Annotated in this window: 4 protein-coding genes; all 4 read right to left on the reverse strand. The window is 33.0% G+C overall.

The window, feature by feature from the left end:
• Nucleotides 1-530: leucine-rich repeat domain-containing protein (locus B0A57_RS11345; RefSeq protein WP_133062904.1), on the reverse strand; the 530-nt coding region annotated here is incomplete at its 3' end.
• A gap of 15 nt (nucleotides 531-545) precedes the next feature.
• Nucleotides 546-1,538 carry a leucine-rich repeat domain-containing protein gene (locus tag B0A57_RS11350; protein ID WP_038465864.1) on the reverse strand — a complete coding sequence of 331 codons (993 nt, stop codon included), beginning with the start codon at nucleotides 1,536-1,538 and terminating at the stop codon, nucleotides 546-548.
• Between the two features lie 15 nt (nucleotides 1,539-1,553).
• Nucleotides 1,554-2,681 (reverse strand): leucine-rich repeat domain-containing protein, encoded by a 1,128-nt coding sequence (locus tag B0A57_RS11355; RefSeq protein ID WP_052079070.1) that lies wholly within the window; start codon nucleotides 2,679-2,681, stop codon nucleotides 1,554-1,556.
• Nucleotides 2,682-3,006: 325 nt separating this feature from the next.
• A complete protein-coding gene (locus tag B0A57_RS11360) occupies nucleotides 3,007-4,290 on the reverse strand; it encodes a leucine-rich repeat domain-containing protein (protein ID WP_243389179.1) in 1,284 nt (427 codons plus the stop codon).
• Between the last annotated feature and the right edge of the window lie 32 nt (nucleotides 4,291-4,322).

The following is a 4,322-nucleotide window of genomic DNA, read 5'->3' on the forward strand; positions in this document are numbered from 1 at the left end:
GGAATTGTAACTGATATTAAACTGCTACAGAGTGTAAAAGCGTCCTCTCTAATAGAGGTCACAGAATTAGGAATTGTAACTGATATTAAACCAGAACAGCCTGTAAAAGACCCTTTTCCGATAGTAGTCACAGAATTAGGAATTGTAACTGATGTTAGACGAGAACATCTTTCAAAAGCAGCATCTCCGATAGATGTAACGGTATTGTTAGGGATTGTAATTGATGTTAAATTAGAACAAAGCGCAAAAGCATCCTTTTCGATAGATCTAACAAAATTCCCAACGTTAACCGACGTTAAACCTTGACAGGTAAAAAACGCAGATTCTCCAATAGCAGTCACAATATAGTTTTCTGAATTATAAGTTACTATTTCTGGTATTACCGCAACTCCACTAAAATCAGGGTTTCTAGCTACCTTAGCAGTAAAGGGAGCTTCTGAAGAAGTAATGGTGTATCTTATGCCGTTTGCTGTAAAATCTTGTGCTATTCCTAAAAAAGGAATTAAAATGACAAATAATAATTTTCTCATGTTTTTTGTTTTTAATTATTGAACAATAATTGTTTTTGTTGCCTTACCTTGGTTTGTTATTATTTCTACAAAATAATTGCCTTTTGCAAAGCTTGAAACGTTTGTTTCTAAATGATTAGTTGTTTTTATTAACTGCCCTAATGTGTTGTAAAAATTCACTTTTTCTAATTGTAAGCCCTCTTGCAAGGCTATGTTTAAAATTTCTGAAACAGGGTTTGGGTATATTTTTAGATTACTTTCTATCGCAAATGAATGATTAGAAAGTAAACTGCCAGAAATAGGACTAAAATCTTTCCAAACAGCCGCTGCCTGATAAGCTGCTTCAGTACCAGCAGGAACATTTAAAGCACAGTTTGATTGAGTAACATTACCGAAGACATTTTTATTAATAACTAAAGGGCTTGTAATATGACAATTTACTGTTCTTAAACTGCTACAGTCTGCAAAAGCACGCTCTTCAATAGCAGTCACAGAATTAGGAATGGTAACCGATGTTAAACCAAAACAGCCAAAAAAAGCAAAATTTTCAATAGCAGTCACAGAATTAGGAATTGTAACTGATATTAAACCAGAACAGCCTGCAAAAATACCCCTTCTAATAACAGTCACAGAATTAGGAATGGTAATCGATGTTAGACCAGAACATTTTTCAAAAGCAGCATCTCCGATAGATGTAACGGTATTGTTAGGGATTGTAATTGATGTTAAATTAGAACAAAGCGCAAAAGCATCCTTTTCGATAGATCTAACAAAATTCCCAACGTTAACCGACGTTAAACCTTGACAGGTAAAAAACGCAGATTCTCCAATAGCAGTCACAATATAGTTTTCTGAATTATAAGTTACTATTTCTGGTATTACCGCATCTCCAGAAAAACGAGTATTGCTAGCAACACTAGCAGTAAAAGGAGCTGTTGAAGAAGTAATAGTATAATTTATTCCGTTTTCTGTAAAATCTTGCGCTATTCCTAAAAAAGGAATTAAAATGATAAATAATAATTTTCTCATGTTTTTGTTTTTTAATTATTGTATGATAACTGATTTTGTTACTTTGCCTTGGTTTGTCATTACTTCTACAAAATAATTGCCTTTTGCAAAGCTTGAAACGTTTATTTCTGAATGATTAGTTGTTTTTATTAACTGCCCTAATGTGTTGTAAAAATTTACTTTTTCTAATTGTAAGCCCTCTTGTAAGGCTATGTTTAAAATTTCTGAAACTGGATTTGGGTATATTTTTAGATTACTTTCTATCGCAAATGAATTGCTAGATAGAAAACCACCAGAAATAGGACTAAAATCTTTCCAAACAGCGGCTGCCTGATAAACGGCTTGCGTACCAGTAGGAACGTTTAAAGCACAGTTTGATTGCGAAACAGCATCGAAGACATTTTCATTAATAACTAAAGGGCTTGTAATGTGACAATTTACTGTCCTTAAGCTGCTACAGCCTGCAAAAGCATCCTCTCCAATAGCAGTCACAGAATTAGGGATGGTAACCGATGTTAATCCCATACAGCCATCAAAAGCAGAATTTCCAATAGCAGTCACAGAATTAGGAATGGTAACCGATGTTAAAGCATTGCAATTATAAAAAGTATACTTTTCAATAGCAGTCACAGAATTAGGGATGGTAACCGATGTTAAGCTCTTACAGGTATCAAAAGCAGAACTTCCAAAAGCAGTCACAGAATTAGGAATGGTAATTGATTTTAGTTTCATACAGTCTCTAAAAGCAGAAGCTCCAATAGAAGTCACAGAATTAGGGATGATAATCGATTGTAAATTTCCGCAACCTTTAAAAGTAAGAAATTCAATAGAATTAATAGAGTTTCCAATCGTAACAGCCGTTAGGTTTTTACAGTCTCTAAAAGCAGTGTCTCCAATATGAGTTACAGAATTAGGAATGGTAACCGATGTTAAGTCCTTACAGCCATCAAAAGCATAATTTACAATATCAGTCACGGCGTAGTTTTCTGAATTATAAGCTACTGTTTCTGGTATTTCTGCTGCTCCAGTAAAATTAACGTTTCTAGCTACCTTGATAGTAAAAGGGGCTGTTGAAGAAGTAATAGTATAATTTATGTCGTTTGCTGTAAAAGTTTGCGCCATTCCTAAAAAAGGAATTAAAATAAAAAATAATAATTTTTTCATGTTTTTTGTTTTTAATTAAAAATTATGGGGTTTACAAAAATAAGCTAGATTTAGAATAAATACAAATAATACTTTATTTTTTTGAGATTGGTCTTTAAGTAGGTGTTGTTTCTATATGCCTGTAATTGTCTGATTTTGCTGTTCTTTTTGTTATATTTTTAGCCGTTATTTTTGGCTTTGCAAACGATTAATTAGGTGCTGAAATTCATCAAAATATTGGTTAATGTTCTTTTTTTATTTAGAAGCTTTTTTTGTATAATGTTATGAATAGAAAAAGGTTAGCCGTTTGAAGCTAATCTTTTATTGTGTAAAATGTTTTTTTAAATTATTGTATGATAATTGTTTTTGTTGCCTTGCCTTGGCTTGTCATTACTTCTACAAAATAATTTCCTTTTGCAAAGCTTGAAACGTTTATTTCTGAATGATTAGTTGTTTTTATTAACTGGCCTAATGTGTTGTAAAAATTTACTTTTTCTAATTGTAAGCCCTCTTGTAAGGCTATGTTTAAAATTTCTGAAACAGGGTTTGGGTATATTTTTAAAGCACTTTCTATTGCAAATGAATGATTAGAAAGTAAACTACCAGAAATAGGGCTAAAATCCCTCCAAACCGCTGCTGCCTGATAAACGGCTTGAGTACCAGTAGGAACATTTAAAGCACAGTTTGACTGAGTAACATCATCGAAGATATTTTCATCAATAACTAAAGGGCTTGTAATGTGACAATTTACTGTCCTTAAACTGCTACACCCTCCAAAAGCCTCATCTCCAATATTAGTCACAGAATTAGGAATTGTAACTGATGTTAAACCAGAACACTCTCCAAAAGCCTCATCTTCAATATTAGTCACAGAATTAGGAATTGTAACTGATGTTAAACCAGAACAATTGAAAAAAGCCCCATTTCCAATAGTAGTCACAGAATTAGGAATTGTAACTGATGTTAAACCAGAACATCTTTCAAAAGCCCCATTTCCAATAGTAGTCACAGAATTAGGAATTGTAACTGATGTTAAACCAGAACACTCTGCAAAAGACCTATCTCCAATAGTAGTCACAGAATTAGGAATTGTAACTGATGTTAAACCAGAACATCTTTCAAAAGCAAATTTTCCAATAGTAGTCACAGAATTAGGAATTGTAACTGATGTTAAACCAGAACAATCTTGAAAAGACCCATCTCCAATAGTAGTAGCAGAATTAGGAATTGTAACTGATGTTAAACCAGAACACTCTGCAAAAGACCCATCTCGAATAGTAGTCACAGAATTAGGAATTGTAACTGATGTTAAACCAGAACATCTTTCAAAAGCAAAATTTCCAATAGTAGTCACAGAATTAGGAATTGTAACTGATGTTAAACCAGAACAATCTTGAAAAGACCCATCTCCAATAGTAGTAGCAGAATTAGGAATTGTAACAGATGTTAAACCAGAACAGCCTCCAAAAACATAATCTCCAATAGAAGTCACAGAATTAGGAATTGTAACTGATGTTAAACCAGAACAATCTGCAAAAGACCCTTCTCCGATAGTAGTCACAGAATTAGGAATTGTAACTGATGTTAAACCAGAACAATCTGCAAAAGCATCCTTTCCAATAGTAGTCACAGAATTAGGAATTGTAACTGATATTAAACCAG

The organism is Flavobacterium psychrophilum DSM 3660 = ATCC 49418 (assembly GCF_002217405.1).
Classification (GTDB): domain Bacteria; phylum Bacteroidota; class Bacteroidia; order Flavobacteriales; family Flavobacteriaceae; genus Flavobacterium; species Flavobacterium psychrophilum.

What these genes read in the sequence shown, in the direction of transcription:
- B0A57_RS11350 (WP_038465864.1), bottom strand. Translation starts at nt 1,538, where the DNA reads ATGAGAAAATTATTATTTATCATTTTAATTCCTTTTTTAGGAATAGCG.
- B0A57_RS11355 (WP_052079070.1), bottom strand. Translation starts at nt 2,681, where the DNA reads ATGAAAAAATTATTATTTTTTATTTTAATTCCTTTTTTAGGAATGGCG.